The sequence below is a fragment of the Sedimentibacter acidaminivorans genome, assembly GCF_017873955.1.
GTDB lineage: Bacteria > Bacillota > Clostridia > Tissierellales > Sedimentibacteraceae > Sedimentibacter > Sedimentibacter acidaminivorans.
This window is the reverse complement of record NZ_JAGGKS010000010.1, coordinates 31,034-51,159: the sequence shown is the minus strand read 5'-3', so window position 1 is coordinate 51,159 and position 20,126 is coordinate 31,034. Positions and strand designations below refer to the sequence as shown.

The window sequence follows — 20,126 nt, the reverse complement described above, 5'->3', positions numbered from 1 at the left end:
TATAAATTATATCATAAAATATATTACAAACAAACTAATTTATCCAATTATTTCAAATAAAAAGAACAAGCTTACTTAAGCCTGCCCTTTTTGTATTTTATACATTTAACATAATTCTAAATAATTCAGACCATCTTCTGGCACTAACATTATTATTCTAGGTGACTCACCATATTTACCAATGACAAATACCGTATAGTACATTTTAGGTGCAAAATCAATAGTAGGTATTGTTAATATATTTTTATCTGAATTTGTTTCTTTTAGATGCAGTATGTACCGCCCTGAAGGCAATGCTATATTTTCGGTAGTTTCTCCATATTTAACTCCAGAAAACAAAATAGTTCCATCATCTGTAATTAAATCTATTGGAGGAGCATCCAAACCTACATGAATTATTTTCACTGCTGCCATGTTATTCATATTGTAAGGTTCTTTATGTTCGGGTATCATGTGTATACTTAAATTAGGTATGTCTAACATTTCACCTGATAACACTCCCGTATAAGCTAAATTTCTATCAATAGTTATGTTTGTTTCAAAAATTGCAGCTTCTTTTCCACCGGAAGGAACTGCACTCACAATATAATTTCCAGGCATAAACTGCATATATCGAGAAAAATCTCCATGTTTCAAATTTGATGCTATCAGCATTTCATTTACATAAACATCTAAAGCAGGTGCTCCAGATATAGCATTTAAAATTCTAAAATAAGATTTTACACAACGACATTCACTATTGTTATTCATACTTTGACTATTTGAAAATCCAAAATTATCGTATATCTGATAATGATTATTATTCAGATATCTTGCATCATACATAAATTCACCCCATTTCATTATGATAATAGTATATGAATTTAAATATGAAATGTTCTGTAGCCAAATTATTTATATAAATTCATCAGGGAATTCTATATATTTAATCAATAAATCTACAAATTTTTCTAAATATTTTTTATCTTCATTGTCGAACCTATTGATTATCGGACTGTCTATATCAAGAACACCTATAATTTTATTACCTTTTATAATGGGCACAACTATTTCCGAATTAGATTCGCTGTCACATGCTATGTGACCTGGAAAGTCATGAACATTCATTACTAATTGAGTTGTTTTAGTTTCAATGGATGTTCCACAAACTCCTTTTCCTATTTCAATATGTGTGCAAGCTGGTTTTCCTTGAAAAGGTCCTAAAACTAATTCTTCATTTTTATATAGATAAAAGCCTGCCCAATTAATTTTATCCAAAAGTAACCACAAAAGTGCAGAAGCATTAGAAAGATTTGCTAACCAATCCTTCTCTTCACATATCAATCCTGTAAGTTTCAAATTCAAATAATTGTAGAATTTATCTTTAGTTTCAAAATTAATTTTTTTTATAGCTTTCATAAGTTCCCCCATATTTGAGTATTTGAACAAAATTATTTAACAACTATATTGAATATTTTTCCAGGTACATAAATTTCCTTAACTACCGTTTTACCTGCAATGTATTTATATATATTTTCATCTTCCATGGCTGCTTTCTTTGCAGCTTCTACATCAGCATCTTTGGATACTGAAATTTTTCCTCTAACTTTACCACTTATTTGAACTGGAAGTTCTATTACATCATCAACAGTTTTCTCTTCGTCCCATGTTGGCCATCCTGCTTTATTAAGCATTCCACCAAATCCTTGAATTTCCCATATTTCTTCAGTTATATGCGGTGCAACTGGATTTAGCAATGTTATAAATGATTTTAATTCATCTCTAGTAATAAATTTATCATTATTGAAATCATTAACAGCACTCATCATAGTTGCAATAGCAGTGTTAAACTTCATAGCTTCAAAATCTTCGCTAACCTTTTTAATTGTTTTATGCATCAATGAAGTATGTTGCTTTGAATATCCTTTTTCATCAGTCAAAAATTCTTGTAGCTTCCATACTCTGTCTAAAAATCTTTTACATCCTTTAACGCTTGAATCTGACCATATAGCATATTTTTCATAATCACCTATAAACATTGTATATGTTCTTAAGGTATCTGCACCAAACTCATTTATAATATCATTAGGATTTACAACATTACCTCTTGATTTAGACATTTTTTCTCCATCTCCACCAAGAACTAAACCTTGTGCTGTTCTTTTTGCATATGGCTCTTTAAAAGGTACTACTCCTATATCATAAAGGAATCTATGCCAGAATCTAGAATAAATTAAATGTCTAGTAACATGTTCCATTCCACCATTGTACCAGTCGATTGGTCCCCAATAATCAAAGTTTTCCTTGGATGCAATTGCATCATGATTATTTGGATCCATGTATCTTAAAAAATACCAAGAAGAACCCGCCCATTGTGGCATTGTATCAGTTTCTCTTTTTGCATCCTCTCCACATACAGGGCATTTTACATTAACCCATTCTGGAATATTTGCTAGTGGTGATTCTCCAGTTTCTGTTGGTTTATAATTATCAACTACTGGCAATGTAACAGGTAGATCTTCTTCTGGAACAGGAACCATACCACATTTTTCGCAGTGGATTATTGGAATAGGCTCTCCCCAATATCTTTGTCTGTTAAATGCCCAGTCCTTCATTTTATAATTTGTTTTTCTTTCACCTATTTTATTTTCTTGTAAATAGTCAATCATTTTATCAATAGCTTCTTTTACTCTCATACCGTTTATGAAGCCAGAATTCACCATTACACCATCATTTACATCAGTAAAAGCTTCGTTTTGTACATCTCCACCTTCTATAACTTCAATGATAGGAATATTAAATTTCTTAGCAAATTCCCAGTCTCTTGTGTCATGTGCTGGAACTGCCATGATTGCTCCTGTTCCATAACCCATCATTACATAATCAGCAACCCAAACAGGCACAGTTTCTCCAGAAACAGGATTAACAGCAGATAATCCCTTTATTTCAACGCCCGTTTTATCTTTTGCAAGCTGTACTCTCTCAAATTCAGTTTTCTTTTTAGATTGTACTTGATATTCTTTTATTTCTTCTAAATTTTCTATTTGAGAAGCATATTTTTCTAAATATGGATGTTCTGGTGCTATAACCATAAATGTAACTCCATAAAGAGTATCAGGTCTTGTAGTAAATACTCTTAAGAAATCACTAGTATCTTTTAACTTAAAGTCAACTTCTGCACCATATGAACGACCTATCCAATTTTCTTGTTCAGTTCTGATTCTAGGTAAGAAATTAACTTCATCTAATCCATCTAACAATTTATCAGCATATTCTCTTATTTTTAAGAACCATACATCTTTTTCAAGCTGTACTACCTCATCTCCACATCTATCACATACTCCGTCCTGTGACTCCTCATTAGCAAGTACTACCTTACACTTATTACAGAAATTGACGTATGATTTATCTTTAAATGCTAAACCGTGCTTAAACATTTGTAAAAAAATCCACTGAGTCCACTTGAAATAATTAGGATTAGTAGTATCTACAGTTCTAGACCAATCAAAAGAATACCCAGCAGCTTTTAACTGAGATGTAAATACTTTAATATTGTCATCTGTTACTTTTCTTGGGTGTTTTCCTGTCTGCATTGCATAATTCTCAGTAGGTAAACCAAATGCATCCCAACCTATTGGAAACAATACATTAAATCCTTCCAATCTTCTTTTTCTTGAAATTACTTCAAGAGATGTATACGCTCTAATATGTCCAACGTGTAATCCTACACCTGAAGGGTATGGAAATTCTACCAATGCATAAAATTTCTTCTTATCACTATTGCTAAGTGCCTTAAATGTTTCTTTTTTTTCCCATATATCCTGCCATTTTTTTTCAACAGCTAGTGGATTGTATGATTTCATAAATTTTTCCTCCAATAATTTTTTTATATCTTTAATATTTTAGTTATTTCAAAACAAAAAAGCCCTCTCCCATAATGGGGCGAAAGCTTTCCGCGGTACCACCCAAATTAGGCATTTACACGCCTCACTCTTTATGTTAACGACTTACGCCGTTTGAAACTACTTTGTTCGCCTCAAATACTCCTAGATGAGTTCAATTTTCACAAATACCATCTCGCACCACCCGACAGCTCTCTTATAATATGCTAAAACCTACTACTTCCAATCATTGTATACATATTAACTTATTTTAGTGTATTATATCAGAATAATATTTGTTATGCAACAAAAAAATACATAGGTTGCAAAATTTACAAAATCATTGATAATGGCATAAGATTATGCTATTATGGACAGGATAAATAAAATGATTTAATAAATTTATAATTTTTATATTGGAGTAATTTAATGGGAGCAATAACTTTATTTTTCACATCTATTGGTTTATCTATGGATGCCTGTGCTGTTTCAATTTCTAATGGAATGTGCTTTACAAATATTCACAGAAAACAAATTATATATACAGCCATTGCTTTTGGATTTTTTCAAGCATTTATGCCTGTTATTGGATATATTGTCGGACAGACATTCAGCGACCTAATTTCTTTCTTAGATCATTGGATTGCACTTATTTTATTAAGTATAATTGGTGGTAAAATGATTGTTGAAGCATTAAAGGAACTTAAATATCCTGAAGCTTGCTTAACAACAATAAAAACACTTACTTATAAAACATTATTCGTGCAATCAATTGCTACCAGCATTGATGCCCTAGCAGTTGGAATTAGCTTTGCAGTTATGCAAGTTAATATATTATACGCAGCTCTTTCTATAGGAGTCATAACATTTATATGTTCACTAGCTGGTTCATATCTAGGCAAGAGATTTGGGCAAATGTTTAAACAAAAAGCAGAAATCTTAGGTGGTTCTATTTTAATTATTATAGGGATTAAAATATTTTTAGAACATACTTTGTTATAATATCTCCACTACGAATTATAGTGGAGATATTATTATGTATTAACTTTTATATTTGAAATAAACGTTACAGTCACTGTAACTATTGCACCTACATCAGTCTTAAACAATAATTAATTCTGGATTTTCAAGGTATTCCTTCATATCATACATAATTCTACCTACCTCAAGACCGTCTAATACTCTATGATCAAAAGTAACAAAAATATTCATCATAGTTCTTATGCAAGGCTCGTCATTAACAATGACCATCTTTTTGACAGAGCGTCCAAAACCCATAATGGCAACCTGTGGCGGGTTAATAATAGGTGTTGCAATATCAATAGGAAATACTCCTACATTTGAGATTGTAAATGTTCCTCCCAACTGTTCGTCACTTACAAGTTTACCTTCTTTTGCTCTTTCAACAAGATCTTTTAAGTTAGTGCTTATTTGCGTTAATGTCATTTTATCTGCATATTTAAGTACAGGTACCATAAGTCCATTTTCAGCGCCTACAGCCACCGATAAATTTACATAAGGATAAGTTGTGATATTTGTACCGTCAAAAGTAGAATTAGTAAGGGGATGTTTTTTTAATACCTTAACTGTAGCCATTGCAAGAATGTCATTCATAGTAACTTTACATCCAATTATATTAATTTTATCCGTAAATATTTTTTTCATTTCCATTAGCTTTGTAACATCAACCTCAACTGCAGCTGATGACTGTGCCATATTTTGAAGGCTTTCATACATATTTTTAGCAATAGAACGTCTTATACCGGTCAAAGGTATAACTTCAGGTTTTAAATATTTTTCATTATTTGTATCATTTACTATTGCCATGCTATTAATGTAATCATCAATATCTTTTGCAACAATGCGCCCATTAGGTCCTGTACCATTAACTTTTTTAATATCAATTTCTGCTGAAATAGCCATTTTTTTAGCCAAACCTGTTGCTCTGACATGTCCTTTGTTTGTTACATGTGATGAATAAATTTCATTGTCTTTTTTTATTTCAAACTTTTGTTTAGATGATGATATTTCACCATCATTAGAACATACTTCAACTGTAGTTGAATTAAAATCTTTTTTATTTTTTGAAAGTTCATTGTATTCTTCTTTAGTTTCCGCCACAAATCCTATTCTTCTACCAACAGCGACAACTTCTCCTGGTTCTGCAACAATATGTATGAATCCATCTGCAGTACACTCAAAATCAATCATAGTTTTCTCATTTTCTATCTCAAGAATCGAATCTCCCTTTTTAACTTCAGATCCCTCTTCAACTTTCCACATCATTACTGTACCCTCGACCATAGTTAAACCTGCTCTAGGCATTACCAATTCAACACTCATATATTCTTATTGCTAACAACGTAAAAGTGCTAGCACTCCTCCTTTATTGAATTAATGATTTAAGCTTTAACATCATTTAAAACAAAGCTTCTACGGCAGTCACAATTTTCTGCGCATCTGGCACACAATGCAATTCAAGTGCAATATTATATGGCAGCGGAACATCTAGCGCTGCAACCCTTAAGACAGGTCCGTCAAGTTCATCATACATTGACTCCTGAATCATCGCTGCCAATTCAGCTCCTATACCTGCAGTCTTATTACTTTCCTCAACTACAACTACCCTATGTGTTTTTCTTATAGATTCAAAAACAGTCTCTTTATCAAAAGGTACAAGTGTTCTTGGATCTATAATCTCAATACTTATTCCTTTTTCTTCAAGTATAGAAGCCGCTTCAATAGCTTTTTTAACCATCAGTCCAACAGCTATTATTGTTACATCTTTGCCTTCTCTTTTTACATCGGCAACACCAAAAGGTATTGTATACTCATCATCAGGAATATTTTCTTTTGTCTGATATAGCTGTTTATGTTCAAAGAAAAGGACCGGGTCATCTGAGCGAATAGCAGTTTTAAGAAGTCCCTTTGCGTCATAAGCTGTTGAAGGGCTAACAATTATAAGACCCGTAGCGTGCATAAACAAACTTTCAACACAATTTGAATGTTCAGCTCCAGCACCAAATGATGAACCCATAGCACTTCTAACTACCAATGGAAGTTTATACTCAGGTCCATGCATATATCTCCATTTACCAACACAATGAAACAGCTCACTAAAAGCAACCAGTGCAAAATCTGAATACATCAATTCAACGCATGGTCTAAGACCTGTAATCGCTGCACCTATAGCACTTCCGATTATAGCAGTTTCTGAAATAGGAGTATTTTTCACCCTGTCGTGTCCAAATTCTTCAAGCGCACCTTTCGTTATGCCAAAAATATTTCCCATTTCTGCAACATCTTCGCCAAATATTATCACATTTTCATCATTACGCATTTCTTCTTTTATAGCATCGCCAATTGCTTGTCCATATGTTACCAGCATCTTTTACTCCTCCTAATTATTTAACATACATGTATTCATATATTTCTTCCACAGTTATAGACTGGCTTTCATCTGCAAATTTAATTGCTTTATCAAGATCGTCATTTATTTTTTTACATATTGCATTTATTTCTTCTTGTGTCGCAACCTTGCTTTCGCAAATATATTTTTTCATCTTTTCAACACAATCTTTTCTCTTCCATTCCTCGGTAACCCCTGCATCACGGTATCGCGCCTGATCACCTTCAAAATGACCTCTCCATCGATATGATTTTGCTTCTAATATAGCAGGTCCTTTTCCACTTCTTATGTAATCTGTAAGTTCTTTAGCTCCTTCATAAACTGATAAAACATCTGTGCCATCAACTATCTTTGAAGGCATACCATATCCGGCAGCTCTATCAGCTCCAGGATTTTCTACTGATATGCCTTCTGTTGCATGTGTTGAAATCGCAAACTGATTGTTCTCACATATAAAAAGAACCGGAAGTTGCCATACAGCAGCAAGATTCATTGCTTCATGAACAGGACCTCTGCTTGATGTTCCGTCACCGTAATACACGTAAACTATATTGTCTGTACCTTTTTTCTTGATTGTTAATCCTGCGCCTACGCCTACTGCAATATCACAGGCTAATGTTCCAGAAAAGCCCAGCATTCCTTTACTCAGTAAAGATACGTGATTTACTCCACCTCTTCCACCTGAATTACCATCTCTTTTACCCATAATTTCAGAGAATATTGTATTTAAAGGCACTCCTATAATAGCTGAAGCCCCAACAGGTCTATGAGTAATCTTATAATAATCTCCATCTTTTCTTGTTGCAAGGGTTCCTACATACGTAGCCTCTTCACCTACTCCACTATGAATATGTCCCGGAACTTTTCCTAAATTATAAATCTCCACCAATTTTTCCTCAAATAATCTTAATTCAACTAATTCTTCATAAATATCAATTAAAAAATTCTTTGAATAAGCCATATACATTCCTCCTTGTATAATTTTTCTTAAAGGCAAAAAATTTAAACACCATATAATTTTACATTCATAATAATTTTTTAGAAACTTAGAAAAAACATGCAAACGTTATGTTTTTATGATATAATAAATACAATTAATGAAACAAAGACATAAGTCTTTGTCTTGATGTATTTATTGAATCGTTGTGATGCAAGCCGTTATCTGGCTTGCTTTATGATATAATAATAATTCACAAAGACAAAATAAAATGTAGCATTAGTTACATTTTAAAAATATTAACTGGATTTTTTCTAACATATTATGACTTTAATTATAGGGGTGATTTTTGTGAAAACAGAAAATATAGAATTAAAAGTTGCTGAAATATTTAAATTATATGGACATGCTCATACATACTCTCCAAAAGAAATAATCTTTCAAAAAGGTGATGATGTAAATAAAATATATTTTATTTCGAAGGGTCGTGTCAGAGCATATTGCCTAAATAAATATGGTAATGAAATAACTCTTTTTTACATCAGCGAAAACCATCTAATCGGAATTGAAGCAATAGCAAATATCCTAATACGTAAAGTTAACGTTGATTCTCTTACAGATGTGGTTCTTTATTCAATTAATGCTAATATTTTGTTAGAAAAATGCGTGAAAAATAAAATATCACTTCAAAACCTTATGGGCTTTTTTATTACAAAAGTAACAATGTTATCTGATTATATATGCTGTTCTCGATTTTTGAAGAATGATGAAAAATTGGCTTATTTTCTGTATTCCAACTGTATTAGTGAAGGAAGTGTAATTCAATATACACATGAACAAATTGCATCAGTAACTGGTATGAATAGAGTCTCCGTCACTAGGTTATTAAACATTTTTGTAGGGAAAAATTTGATTTCACAACATTATAAAGAAATCAAGGTTCTAAATAAAGAAGGGTTAGCTGATATCTTTAATTCAATTGGATATTTTTTAGACTAAAACAAATCACAGTGCATTGTAATATTTTGTCGAACATAATTGCAATTGTATTATCGATACTCAAAATTACAGCAATTTCATAAACAATTGAAATTTCAGACTGTAGATTAAAAGCTGCTTTATAAATCATATAAAGCAGCTTTTTTAGTGTAAACCTCTAAACACTTTATATAGGTTGAGAGGTTTAATACTTAGATTAAATTACTTTTACCACATTAAACATTTGGTTCAATAACACTGAAGCAGCAGGAAATGGATCCATAACTGTCCAAAAGCTAACTCCAGCTAGACCATATTCGTTTACAAGTTCAAGTTTAGCCCTCAAACTTCTTTCATCTTCAAACCAAACAACATGCTGACGCCCTTGAGCATCAATATACTCATAGAATGGTGTTTGAGCTATTTCATCGTATTGAATTTGAGCTCCAACACCGTCTGCTCTGGCAATTGCTTCAGGGATAGAAAGATTTTCTGCAACAGATTGACCTTGAACATAAGGCAAAGTCCAGTCATACCCATAATTCGGTATACCCATTAAAATTTTTTCAGGTGGAATTTGAGTTATGCCATATTCTAAGACTTTTCTAACGTTGTTTATAGGTGCCACAGCCATAGGAGGTCCATAAGTATACCCCCACTCATATGTCATTAGTAGTGCTAAATCAGCTGCCTCTCCTAGTCCTTTATAGTCATGCCCCTCATAAAGAAGTCCTGGTTGCTCAGTATAAGTTTTAGGTGCTAACGCAACCAATGTTACAGCTCCAATTTCATTAAGCCTTTCTCTCATCTGTGATACTAATAGAACATACTCATCAGCATCATCAGGAAATAGAAATTCAAAATCAAAATCCACACCATAATAATCTTTTCTTAAGACAGTATTATAAATATTATTTATTAATCTATTTCTTGCTGCAACATTATTTAAAACTATGCTTGCAAGTTCATTGCTAAATTTTCCTTCTTCATCTAAAGGCGTTATTACCATTAAAGGAGCTACGCCATTTCTGTATGCATTTAAAATTAAACTTTCATCAAATAACGGTATTAAATCACCATTTTGTGTAAATCCATAACTAAAAGATGACGCATAAGTTAAATTATTAGTCCATTGTTGAAAAACCCACTGGTTAATAAAAGGATATGCATATCCATTTACTATTATTGGACCATATTGTGAAGCTCTAATATTAAACATTTATATACCTTCACCTCCTGGTTACAGTATATGTGACATTTTTTATAAAGTGATAAAACTAATAAATGTTCTGCACAGTGGTTATAAAGAATTAGTTAACAACAATACTGATAACAATTCTTTTAATTGTATAAAAATACCTCCAAAATTTCAAGTGCAAACACCGCAATTTAAATTTTTGGAGGTATCCCGTAGTCGGCAGTACTTATTCATATTCCTTTTACTAATGCCATATTTAATGATTTGACTGATATTCCTGAGATATGAGTTCAATGTTACTGTATTGTTTATTCCTTTATCTCTTTTCATATTATTCTGTATGCCTATAACTCTTTATAGTTCATTCCGACAGTCCTCTAACCTCTGCACACCCTATAAATTCCTCTGTTAATCCTTAAATTTCTTGCTTTTTAATGGTTTACATGCTATCACTCTTTTCGCTTTGATTTCTCCAAACTTTATATCTAACAAGTCTCCTTTTTGGGTTAAAATAAGTACCTTCTTTTTAACTGTATTTATTTATAAATTATGTATTTTTCAATATTATTAACTATAAGTTTTCTTTTACTTTCTTCACGTTCAAATATTTTAACATCAGCATAGTGCATCATTCTATGATGGTTCGGACATAAAATTACTACATTATATTCATCTTGACTGCCATTATCCGATAATGGTTTAAGATATATACTCATAAGGTCAACACTATATTTAGTTCGTAAAATATGAATATTGCGTCGCATCAGTAAAATTTTGCGTTGCAATTTACTTTACAAAACAAAAATTAGCAGTTATATACATTATTAATTTTATAACTGCTATAGTTGACTAAAATGTGAATTTTTATATACAGTACTAATCAAACTTAGGTTTTGGCAGATTAACTATTTGTTCAAGGTTTACCCCAGGTATTTTTATTGGTATAGGATTCATAGGATAAGTTAATATAGTTGTTATTCCTGGATAAAAGCGTACATTATTTGTCTGTGCTGAGTAATATCCTACATATTCTACCCTTACATTATAGGTTGTAAAATTTATATTCTGTCCTGTCAGATTGCTTATGACATATGTTGTTGGCACTGAAAAGTGGGGTGACTTACCTTCTGCATCTGTCAATCCAAATTGAATTGGAGCTTCCCCAGTAAACCTATCTAATATTAATATTGTTACTACAGCATTTTCCATTGGTACCATATGTTCATTAAATACTATGACATCTAAAAATCCTGGCTGAATTATACTATCTGTTTCAGGTAAAGCATTACATGTGTTTACATAATTGTATTTTAAGTATGGAAAATTCCAATTGTACAATTTTAAAACGCCTCCTTATTTCTATATATTAAAATTTTTGTTATACATATCAATATATTCAAATATTATCATTATGTAACTAAATTAATAATATAAAATGCAGAGTATATCCTTTGATATTACAATATGTATTCCATATTAAAAGAGTTTTCAAGCAATAAATATTACACAGTTTAATTAATGTAAAGTTCGTACTTTACTACTATTACGAATTAATTATACAGCAAAAATATCCAAATTTCTACCAAAATTAAAACGATTAAATAATGATAAAATAAACTTTGTCTTAAATCTATCTTGACCTAATTATAAAGTCAAAACATAAAGGTTTTATGCGATAACCTAACGATTGATGTTTTGCAAGTCTAATTTTTATTATATTCAATCTCTTTAATAACTAACATTTTAAATAAGTTTTTCGTAATTCGTATAAATATAACAGAGAATTATGTACAAATGTATTCTCTGTTACTTATATTGTGGGGTGCTAACGCCCCCACACCCCTGTTATCATGATGTTCACTACGCGAACATCATGAAGTTAAATATAAATCATCGCAAACTATATATCAATTTAAGGTGAAATTTCCGCAAATATAAATTTCCTTATATATTACTATTTTTACTTATTTTACCTTTATGTTAATAATTTTCAATCCATTATTTTTGTTACCATACGATTCTAATTTATATCCAAGATAAGTAACAACTGCACCAAAACTTTTGTAAACTTGATTTTTAGTACCCCTTAATCCTATTTGAGTTAGTTCTTTAAGTAATATATTCATTTCTTCCGAATTTAATGGTTTACCTATATAGTCTTGTAAAAGTAGTCTACCTTTTTCTTTAATTCCATTATCATATAACTTCTTTCCATTCAGTATAATGTTAATTCCCTCACCAAAGACACTACCTAAGTATAAACATGTATTGGTATTAAAACTATCTAAATCTTTTTCCTCTTTTTCACAACCAATAATACGTTGATTGTAAATTTCAAATTTATTATTGTATCTGTCAAACTTAATTAAGCTAAATCTTTTTTCCATCATTTCATAAAATCTTTTACAATCTTCAAACATTGCATAAGGTTTTTTATTTATACCGAATCCCCATTTTGTATACTGAACTATAACTTCGTCAAATTTTTCTATCAGTTTACTTGAAGCATCCAATTCAAACCTATTTATATTGTTTCTATTTTGTTTCTTATCATCAACAATATAAAGTGTTTCAATTCCTGCCCTAACCCTTCCTGCAAATTGCCTAATATCCACTGAACTATGGCAACCTGATATACATTCCTTAATTCTGTAATCTTCAATATTTACACCCTCACGAAGTTTTGTTGTTGTCAGTAAAATATTCACATCATTAGGAAGTTTATTTTCTTTAATTATGGTTTCATAAGTTTCATCCTCTCTCTCAATCCTTTTGAGGTCAACTATACCATCTCTTTTTTCTTTAGATGATGTAATAGCAACTATATCATTCCTACCGTAAAGAAGACCTATTCCAATAGTCAAAGATATTATTCTCTGTTTTTTATTCATGGTTATACCCCCCAATATAATAATTCGTATTATAATAGCACTAACGCATTCTGAAATCTACTAATTTTTACCAAATAAGCAAACTAGATGCTTTGAACAGTATTGTACTGTTTTATATAGTTGAATACATCTGTATTTTACTATTTATAGCGTATATAAACGATAGATACTTTTAGCCCTACTATTTCAAAACACTTAATGGACTTGTTACTTGTCCTTGCTCAATAATCTTCTCATTAGTTAATGAAGAAAGATAAATTTGAGTAATCTTTACTTTCGAATGACCTAGAAGTTTTGAAACTGTATAAATATCATTGTTTTCAAGCATCTTAACTGCATAGTAATGTCTGGCAGTATGAGGACTACATCTGATTTTTTTTCTTACTTTTGCAAATTCTCCGCCTTTAACGTATATTCTCTCTATTGCCTCAACAGTAAGAGGTCTACCAGTTCTACTTAAAAAGTAATTATTTGGTATATCCTTATTATTAAAGTATATTTTTTTTATTCGCTCGTATCTCTTTAGTACTTTTGTTAATTCAATTGACATAGGCACATATCTTTCTTTGCTCCCTTTCCCATGTATTAGTATTCTATCTCCTTGTAAATCATCATTAAGTATTTCTATTGTTTCAGTTGTTCTTATTCCTGTATCAAATTGCATTGATAAAATTGCTTTATTTCTTGCATTAAGATAATTAGAAAAATCATAAACCATTAATAATTTTCTAACTTCACTATCATTGAATATATCAATAATTTTTATTTCAGCCTTAGAAAACTTCAACTTTTCAATTGGATTATTTATTATATAACTTTCATCTTGACAATATTGAAAAAATGCTCTCAATACCTTATGAATTGAATTAATATAAACATTGGTACAATTATTATCACCTTTGTATTTAAAATACTTTTTTACATGCAATGCTTGAATATCCTTCACCTTATTAATACCTAATTCTTTCTCTGCATACTTCAAGAACAACAAAGTATTATTCCTATAACTTTTTATTGTTTTTGGTGATAATCCTTTTGACTCACAATTAAATAAAAAATCTTCAAATTCTAAATACATAAAAAACACCTCCAAAATTATTAGTATTTTACAAATATACATAACAAAATTTAAGGTGTTTATCATCATTCAAGATATTAAGATTGTTTAGGAATATCATAATTTGAGGGCATTATACATACATATTATTTTTCATTGTATGTCATTATCCATCACAAAAACTCAATTTTCCTAAAAACCGTAGTTGGCTGTAACCATTACCGTTACTTGCTTATGACTATTCTTCTTCCTCTTCTTCTGGTTCATCCCAGTTGTGGTAGATTTCTTGTACGTCGTCATTGTCCTCTAATGCATCTATAAGTTTCTCTAGCATTTTTAGATTTTCTTCCCCTTCAACTTTTACAGTTGTTTGTGGAATGAACATTACATCGCCCTTTAAGTTTTCATAACCAGCGGCTTTTAAATCTTTAAGTACGCTTATAAAATCTTCTGGACTAGTTGTTATTTCATAAGTATCTTCTTCTACTTCGAAATCTTCTGCTCCCAAATCTAATGCAGCCATCATAATTGTTTCTTCGTCTATATTGTCATTCATTTCTATAGATATTATTCCTTTTCTATCAAATAGATAACCTACGCAACCTGTTGTTCCAAGATTTCCATTATATTTTGAAAAATAATGTCTAACGTCTGCTGCTGTTCTGTTTTTGTTATCTGTTAAACATTGTACCATGAAGGCAGTGCCACATGGACCATATCCTTCGTAAGTTATAGTTTCAAAATTCTGACCAGATGCAGCTCCTAATCCAGCCTTTATTGCTCTATCGATATTATCATTTGGCATATTTTCAGCTTTTGCTTTTTCTATTGCAGTTGCCAATGCAGAGTTATAGTCGGCATCTGCTCCACCTTCTCTTGTGGCTACTGTAATAGCCCTAGCTAATTTTGTAAATATTTTACCTTTTTTAGCATCTTGCTTTCCTTTTCTATGCTTCATATTAGACCATTTTGAATGTCCTGACATATATATATCCTCCTAACACTTATCTTATATTTATTTTGCAAACCTACATTAACGAGATATTTTAACATATTAGAAAAAATCATTCAACTATTTTTTCATCTTTAATTGAATAATATGATGATTGTCCAATAATTAGCTGTGCTTTACCACTTGTAACTTCATTAAATAAATTATTTAATCTTTCTATTTCTTCATCTCTTACTAGTACTAATATATCAACGTTTTCACCGTATTTTTTATCCTTTATTATGAAGTTGTTTTTAGTTAGCTCATTTTCGATTTTACCAAGCATTGTGTATTCAATTGTAGCGCTTATTTCATGATATAAACTTTTATCAACAATTAAACCTTTTTCCAAACCTGTCTTGGCACTTTTAGAATATGCCCTTGCAAGTCCTCCAGCACCAAGCAATACTCCTCCAAAGTACCTTGTGACTACAACTACTACATTTTTTAGATTTTCTTGATTTATAACATTTAATACTGGCATGCCTGCTGTACCAGAAGGTTCACCATCATCTGTGAACCTTTGTACATTGCTATTTTGCCCAATTACATATGCATAAACATTATGAGTAGCCTCTTTAAACTCTTTTTTGATTTTTTCAATAAAGTCTATTGCTTCTTCTTCACTGCTTATAGGTAGTACTGAACATATAAATCTTGATTTATTTATTATTATTTCATCTCGCCCATACTTATGTATTGATTTATACAAACTCATATCAATAAATTTCCTTTATATATTTTTTGTATATATTTATCTCATTTTCATATAATATAGCATCAAATATAATACCATCCGAATCATATTCTACATTATCTGTTTCTCGATTTTCATATAGAGCATAATAAGTTTTTAAATCACTATTAGGAATCTTAAGTCTTAATTTAATTCTACTTCCATTCAGCTTGTAATCTATATAATCTAATAATTTATCAATATTATACCTATTAGTTGCAGAAATATATATTATATCATTTGAAGGAATAGTAGTAATATTCCCATTAAGAATTTTATCAACTTTATTATAAACTGTTATTACAGGTATTTCTCTATTGGTTATTTTTTCAATCAATTTTGTAGTAGTTTCTTTATGAACCTGCAAATTTTCATCATTTATATCTATTAAATGTATAATTATATCAGCATATTTTACTTCTTCTAGTGTTCCTTTAAATGCTTCTACTATTTGAGTAGGAAGTTTTTTAATAAACCCAACTGTATCAGAAAATACAACCTTTCTCCCTCCAGGAAGTCTTACTCTTCTCAACTCGGTATCAAGAGTTGCAAAAAGCATATCGTGGGAAAATACTTTTTTACTTTCAAATTCCTCATCGCTAAATTGGTCCTCAATCAATGCATTTAACAGTGTGGATTTACCAGCATTAGTATATCCTACAATAGATATAATAGGTACTTCATCTTTCATTCTCTTCTTTCTCTTTGTATCTCTAACTTTGCTTAGATCGTTCAATTGACTTTGTATATCATCTATTTTTTCTTTTATTCGCCTTCTGTCTGTTTCTAGCTTTTTCTCCCCGGGACCTTTGCTTCCAATGCCGCCACCTTGTCTTGACAAACTTTTGTTAAGACCTATTAATCTTGGCAAACTATATTTAAGCTGAGCCAATTCAACTTGTAATTGACCTTCTTTTGTAAGAGCTCTCTTTGCAAATATATCAAGAATCAGATTTGTCCTATCTATTACTTTTACATCCACAACTTCTTCTATATTTCTAATTTGAGATCCACTTAATTCATCATTAAATATGACCGTATCTATTTCTAATTCTTTGACATATGCTGCTATTTCATCAACTTTACCTTTACCTACATAAAATCTATTATCTATTCCATGTTTGTTTTGAGTTATGCTAGATATAGCTACTCCATCAGCTGCTTCTACAAGTTGTTCAAGTTCTTCAATATCATATTCATCTTTATCACTTGATAATTGAACTGCTACTAATAAACATCTTTCTTTATCGTCCATTTTTCCTCCATAAATACATACATGTATTCTTTAAACCCTACTGCCGTATTTTATCATATTTATTATGTATCTGTACAGCTTAAATTATACAATTGTCTTATGTTTCATGAGTTTTTATGAAATTCTAGGATACTATTATTGTTTACATAACAAACTAAACAGAACTAAAATTAATTAGTTCCGTTTCGCTTAAAATACTAGTGTTGAGATTGGTAACAAGAAACTACTGTAGTTTCAGCTACTCCACCAGTAATTACAAATCTGGTATATTGCAAGAAGTTATTAACAGTGATCATTTTAGAAGTACCAAATGCGACTGTTATACTAGTTCCAGTATCTTCTACCCAATCTGTTTGATTAGCACTCAAATATACTTTTAATGATATATTCTGATTAGCTGCAGTTCCATTATTTTTTATAAACCAGTTATATGAAGTTTCTTTTGATATATCTTTTGTATCAGAATTTACAGTACTTGTAGCACCTATTGATTTCGGTGTTAATATTGTAGCTCCCCCAAAAGAGTCTGCACTAGTAAATACAAGATCATTTCTAACCGAACCTATTATATTTGTTCCTTCTGCTAACCCTACCGTTGTTCCTGTTGCTAATCCTACAGTACCTATTTCTTCTGTTCCTGCTGCTAACCCTACGGTACCTATTTCTTCTGTTCCTGCTGCTAATCCTACAGTTGTTCCTGTCGCTAATCCTACAGTACCTATTTCTTCCGTTCCTGCTGCTAGACCTACAGTTGTTCCTGTTGCTAACCCTACAGTACCTATTTCTTCTGTTCCTGCTGCTAATCCTACTGTTGTTCCTGTTGCTAACCCTACGGTACCTATTTCTTCTGTTCCTGCTGTTAACCCTACAGTTGTTCCTGTTGCTAATCCTACAGTACCTATTTCTTCTGTTCCTGCTGCTAGACCTACAGTTGTTCCTGCATCTAATCCTACTGTTGTTCCTGTTGTTAATCCTACTTCTGCACCTGTTGCTAATCCTACTGTACCAGCTACATTGAGATTTCCTGTAGTATCTACTTTCAAAGGTTCTACAGCACTTGTAGTACTATTTAAAACATATATTTGACCCTTTAATTGGGACGGCGTATCTTGGAATATTGGCATTCCTGGCATATTGATTCACTCCATTTTTATATTAGGGGTTATCCCCTTTATAGTATATGTGCTTATCCCAATAGTGATAATACCTTTTCTATTTTTTCCCTTGTAGCCACACTTTTATTAAACTACAGCTATTTGATAAATTTTTATATGAGAGTCTTACAAACTGACTTTCCCTCATAGGTTGCAAATAACTTACTTCTTTTGCTTTTATAATTAATTCTTCCGAGTCTTGGAACACTAAATTCTTATCAGGACTTATTTCAATAGAAACAACTATATCGCTATCTCCTGAATTTTTGATGAAATAGTAATATTTATTCAACAAACTACAATCTATCCATTCAGTATATCTTAAATTGCGAGTTGCTGTATAATCAGTAACAAAATTAACTATATTGTGGTCAGGATTCGGTAATTTATTATCTACAATTATCTCTAATACAGGCATTTTTTTATAATCTATAGCTTCAAATTCTTTTATACTGCAGTGGCTTATCCACATTTTAGGATATATAAATAAATTTAAATTATGGTTATTGCAACTTGTTACTAAATTTGTTACATCCCATTCATAATCACCCTTACCATATACATCTTCATTTATATCATCATTGTTTATGCATATATTAATACAATCGTATGAGCTACAAGCATTTTTACAATGCATTTTCAATACAGCATTTACAATAATTTCATTATCATTTATTAATATAGGTTTAAAAATTAAGTTTGATAAATAATAAGAATTACACCTACATTTACCAACCAAAATACAATTTCTATTCACATTATCACAACCCTTTATGAAGCTCTCAACTTCAATAGGATTGAATTGTAGAACATGCATGTTTTCACATCCTCAAATTTTCGCTACTTCATAATATACATTTGTACACAATTTGATACAAAAAACAGGACAAAACGAAGTTTATCCTGTTTTTTGTATCAATTATAATAATATTTCTTTAACTCTATATATTCTGTTCTATTTGTTTAGAAAGTACTTTTGTTATCACTCCTTCAACGGAAATTTCATATATGATTCAGGTACCTCTCCAACTATTACAATTTCGGCTATTAATACATTGTTATTTACAGTTACACTGCTCGTAGTTACAGGGCTTATAATTCTCATATCTACTGTAACAGTAATATAAATCTTATATCTTGTTTGATTTATTCCCGATTCGTCAAATTCTGTCACAAAATCAACTATAACACTTCCTTGATGTAATATAGTAAATTTAAGCATCGGTCCAGTATTTGAAAGAAGTTGACTATCAAGTGCAGACCCTAAAGGAATTGAAAATTCTTGATTAGCAAGTGATTCAATTTTACTCTGAACTTTACTTGCTATATTGGAAGATACTGTATTCATTGCCAATGCATCAGTTCTAATCATATTGATTTTGCCATCATTGTCAAAAGTTGGTATTAATATTTGTTCTTTTAAAACATCATTTTTTAATTCCTCTCTAACCGTAGCATTAATTATTTCAGTTGCAATGACTTTAGCCTTTACTTCACATATGGATACTAATGTTGGTCTTATGCTTTTTTCTATGTAATAATATGAAATTAATAATAAAATTACTAAAAAAAGGATAATAATATGCATGTTTCTCCTCTTATAATTTTTCAACTATTGCATTCCCTCCTTTTTTGTTCTATTATATAATATGAAAGAAAT

At 30.8% G+C, this 20,126-nt stretch carries 19 protein-coding genes and 1 other annotated feature; of the genes, 2 read left to right on the top strand and 17 right to left on the bottom strand.

What is annotated here, in order from left to right; genetic code table 11:
* Positions 1–105: 105 nt before the first annotated feature.
* The 3 genes from J2Z76_RS14755 to leuS form a co-directional block, all read right to left on the bottom strand.
* Positions 106–825, bottom strand: a complete 720-nt coding sequence (locus tag J2Z76_RS14755; protein WP_209512825.1) for a DUF4397 domain-containing protein — start codon at positions 823–825, stop codon at positions 106–108.
* A 69-nt stretch (positions 826–894) separates the two neighbouring features.
* Positions 895–1,398: a GAF domain-containing protein gene (locus J2Z76_RS14750; RefSeq protein WP_209512824.1), complete on the bottom strand. Its 504-nt coding sequence runs from the start codon at positions 1,396–1,398 to the stop codon at positions 895–897.
* Positions 1,399–1,430: 32 nt separating this feature from the next.
* Positions 1,431–3,842, bottom strand: a complete 2,412-nt coding sequence (gene leuS, locus J2Z76_RS14745; RefSeq protein ID WP_209512823.1) for a leucine--tRNA ligase — start codon at positions 3,840–3,842, stop codon at positions 1,431–1,433.
* 72 nt (positions 3,843–3,914) lie between these two features.
* Positions 3,915–4,120: a binding site (T-box leader), on the bottom strand.
* 169 nt (positions 4,121–4,289) lie between these two features.
* Between leuS and J2Z76_RS14740 the strand changes: the two genes are divergently transcribed.
* Entirely contained in the window at positions 4,290–4,862 is a 573-nt protein-coding gene (locus tag J2Z76_RS14740; RefSeq protein ID WP_209512822.1) for a manganese efflux pump MntP, read from the top strand.
* A gap of 99 nt (positions 4,863–4,961) precedes the next feature.
* Here J2Z76_RS14740 and J2Z76_RS14735 read toward each other — a convergent pair whose 3' ends face one another.
* The 3 genes from J2Z76_RS14735 to J2Z76_RS14725 all read right to left on the bottom strand — a co-directional run bounded on the left by J2Z76_RS14735 (position 4,962) and on the right by J2Z76_RS14725 (position 8,230).
* Positions 4,962–6,203, bottom strand: a complete 1,242-nt coding sequence (locus J2Z76_RS14735) for a dihydrolipoamide acetyltransferase family protein (protein ID WP_209512821.1) — start codon at positions 6,201–6,203, stop codon at positions 4,962–4,964.
* 76 nt (positions 6,204–6,279) lie between these two features.
* Positions 6,280–7,248: an alpha-ketoacid dehydrogenase subunit beta gene (locus J2Z76_RS14730; protein WP_209512820.1), complete on the bottom strand. Its 969-nt coding sequence runs from the start codon at positions 7,246–7,248 to the stop codon at positions 6,280–6,282.
* 16 nt (positions 7,249–7,264) lie between these two features.
* Positions 7,265–8,230 (bottom strand): thiamine pyrophosphate-dependent dehydrogenase E1 component subunit alpha, encoded by a 966-nt coding sequence (locus J2Z76_RS14725; RefSeq protein ID WP_209512819.1) that lies wholly within the window; start codon positions 8,228–8,230, stop codon positions 7,265–7,267.
* A gap of 327 nt (positions 8,231–8,557) precedes the next feature.
* Here J2Z76_RS14725 and J2Z76_RS14720 point away from each other — a divergent pair, with 327 nt between their 5' ends.
* A complete protein-coding gene (locus J2Z76_RS14720; protein ID WP_209512818.1) occupies positions 8,558–9,205 on the top strand; it encodes a Crp/Fnr family transcriptional regulator in 648 nt (215 codons plus the stop codon).
* A gap of 196 nt (positions 9,206–9,401) precedes the next feature.
* On the opposite strand, the gene J2Z76_RS14715 is transcribed toward J2Z76_RS14720, so the two are convergent.
* From J2Z76_RS14715 to yunB, 11 genes are all read right to left on the bottom strand, one after another.
* Entirely contained in the window at positions 9,402–10,403 is a 1,002-nt protein-coding gene (locus J2Z76_RS14715; RefSeq protein ID WP_209512817.1) for a glycosyl hydrolase family 18 protein, read from the bottom strand.
* Positions 10,404–10,918: 515 nt separating this feature from the next.
* Positions 10,919–11,098, bottom strand: coding sequence for a hypothetical protein (locus J2Z76_RS14710; RefSeq protein WP_209512816.1), 180 nt, complete (start codon positions 11,096–11,098; stop codon positions 10,919–10,921).
* Positions 11,099–11,258: 160 nt separating this feature from the next.
* Positions 11,259–11,720 carry a carboxypeptidase-like regulatory domain-containing protein gene (locus J2Z76_RS14705; RefSeq protein WP_209512815.1) on the bottom strand — a complete coding sequence of 154 codons (462 nt, stop codon included), beginning with the start codon at positions 11,718–11,720 and terminating at the stop codon, positions 11,259–11,261.
* 626 nt (positions 11,721–12,346) lie between these two features.
* A complete protein-coding gene (locus J2Z76_RS14700; protein ID WP_209512814.1) occupies positions 12,347–13,273 on the bottom strand; it encodes a hypothetical protein in 927 nt (308 codons plus the stop codon).
* Between the two features lie 181 nt (positions 13,274–13,454).
* Positions 13,455–14,351 (bottom strand): tyrosine-type recombinase/integrase, encoded by an 897-nt coding sequence (locus J2Z76_RS14695; RefSeq protein WP_209512813.1) that lies wholly within the window; start codon positions 14,349–14,351, stop codon positions 13,455–13,457.
* A gap of 217 nt (positions 14,352–14,568) precedes the next feature.
* Entirely contained in the window at positions 14,569–15,315 is a 747-nt protein-coding gene (locus J2Z76_RS14690) for a YebC/PmpR family DNA-binding transcriptional regulator (RefSeq protein ID WP_209512812.1), read from the bottom strand.
* A 79-nt stretch (positions 15,316–15,394) separates the two neighbouring features.
* On the bottom strand, positions 15,395–16,039 hold the full coding sequence (locus J2Z76_RS14685; RefSeq protein ID WP_209512811.1) for a YigZ family protein: 645 nt from the start codon (positions 16,037–16,039) through the stop codon (positions 15,395–15,397).
* Position 16,040: 1 nt separating this feature from the next.
* Positions 16,041–17,312 carry a GTPase HflX gene (gene hflX, locus J2Z76_RS14680; protein ID WP_209512810.1) on the bottom strand — a complete coding sequence of 424 codons (1,272 nt, stop codon included), beginning with the start codon at positions 17,310–17,312 and terminating at the stop codon, positions 16,041–16,043.
* 197 nt (positions 17,313–17,509) lie between these two features.
* Positions 17,510–18,445 (bottom strand): DUF6385 domain-containing protein, encoded by a 936-nt coding sequence (locus J2Z76_RS14675; RefSeq protein WP_209512809.1) that lies wholly within the window; start codon positions 18,443–18,445, stop codon positions 17,510–17,512.
* Between the two features lie 79 nt (positions 18,446–18,524).
* Positions 18,525–19,283 (bottom strand): DUF6385 domain-containing protein, encoded by a 759-nt coding sequence (locus J2Z76_RS14670; protein ID WP_209512808.1) that lies wholly within the window; start codon positions 19,281–19,283, stop codon positions 18,525–18,527.
* Positions 19,284–19,448: 165 nt separating this feature from the next.
* Positions 19,449–20,078, bottom strand: a complete 630-nt coding sequence (gene yunB / locus J2Z76_RS14665) for a sporulation protein YunB (protein WP_209512807.1) — start codon at positions 20,076–20,078, stop codon at positions 19,449–19,451.
* Between the last annotated feature and the right edge of the window lie 48 nt (positions 20,079–20,126).

Coding starts and splice junctions, on each gene's coding strand:
- J2Z76_RS14755 (WP_209512825.1), bottom strand. CDS start 825: ATGTATGATGCAAGATATCTGAATAATAATCATTATCAGATATACGAT.
- J2Z76_RS14750 (WP_209512824.1), bottom strand. CDS start 1,398: ATGAAAGCTATAAAAAAAATTAATTTTGAAACTAAAGATAAATTCTAC.
- leuS (WP_209512823.1), bottom strand. CDS start 3,842: ATGAAATCATACAATCCACTAGCTGTTGAAAAAAAATGGCAGGATATA.
- J2Z76_RS14740 (WP_209512822.1), top strand. CDS start 4,290: ATGGGAGCAATAACTTTATTTTTCACATCTATTGGTTTATCTATGGAT.
- J2Z76_RS14735 (WP_209512821.1), bottom strand. CDS start 6,203: ATGAGTGTTGAATTGGTAATGCCTAGAGCAGGTTTAACTATGGTCGAG.
- J2Z76_RS14730 (WP_209512820.1), bottom strand. CDS start 7,248: ATGCTGGTAACATATGGACAAGCAATTGGCGATGCTATAAAAGAAGAA.
- J2Z76_RS14725 (WP_209512819.1), bottom strand. CDS start 8,230: ATGGCTTATTCAAAGAATTTTTTAATTGATATTTATGAAGAATTAGTT.
- J2Z76_RS14715 (WP_209512817.1), bottom strand. CDS start 10,403: ATGTTTAATATTAGAGCTTCACAATATGGTCCAATAATAGTAAATGGA.
- J2Z76_RS14710 (WP_209512816.1), bottom strand. CDS start 11,098: ATGAGTATATATCTTAAACCATTATCGGATAATGGCAGTCAAGATGAA.
- J2Z76_RS14700 (WP_209512814.1), bottom strand. CDS start 13,273: ATGAATAAAAAACAGAGAATAATATCTTTGACTATTGGAATAGGTCTT.
- J2Z76_RS14695 (WP_209512813.1), bottom strand. CDS start 14,351: ATGTATTTAGAATTTGAAGATTTTTTATTTAATTGTGAGTCAAAAGGA.
- J2Z76_RS14690 (WP_209512812.1), bottom strand. CDS start 15,315: ATGTCAGGACATTCAAAATGGTCTAATATGAAGCATAGAAAAGGAAAG.
- J2Z76_RS14685 (WP_209512811.1), bottom strand. CDS start 16,039: ATGAGTTTGTATAAATCAATACATAAGTATGGGCGAGATGAAATAATA.
- hflX (WP_209512810.1), bottom strand. CDS start 17,312: ATGGACGATAAAGAAAGATGTTTATTAGTAGCAGTTCAATTATCAAGT.
- J2Z76_RS14675 (WP_209512809.1), bottom strand. CDS start 18,445: ATGCCAGGAATGCCAATATTCCAAGATACGCCGTCCCAATTAAAGGGT.
- J2Z76_RS14670 (WP_209512808.1), bottom strand. CDS start 19,283: ATGCATGTTCTACAATTCAATCCTATTGAAGTTGAGAGCTTCATAAAG.